The sequence below is a fragment of the Paraburkholderia sp. SIMBA_030 genome, from assembly GCF_046535245.1.
Taxonomy (GTDB): Bacteria; Pseudomonadota; Gammaproteobacteria; order Burkholderiales; family Burkholderiaceae; genus Paraburkholderia.
The window spans coordinates 1-255 of record NZ_JAWRXB010001045.1; the positions used below are offsets into that span (position 1 = coordinate 1).

The following is a 255-nucleotide window of genomic DNA, read 5'->3' on the forward strand; positions in this document are numbered from 1 at the left end:
GGCGCTATGGGAGATCAAGACCACATCGGGGACATTTCCCTGAAGCTCGGTGAATTTCCAGCCGGACATCTCCTGGAACCGCTCATTGGCATCGATGATCCGGCCGTCGCGCAGGATCAGCAGGCCTTCAAGCGAGGCGTTGGCGAGGCCGCGCAGGTCGGTGAGGTGGCTTTCGAGGAAGACTGCGCCGAGCGCGACAAGGATCAGCCCGGTCGATACAGCCATGATGATGGCTGCCAGGACATCGGTTGCGAT

At 61.2% G+C, this 255-nt stretch carries 1 protein-coding gene; it reads right to left on the minus strand.

What is annotated here, in order from left to right; translation table 11 throughout:
• Window positions 1-255 (minus strand): PAS domain-containing protein (locus tag SB772_RS43220; RefSeq protein ID WP_410838924.1); only part of this gene is annotated, 255 nt, incomplete at both ends.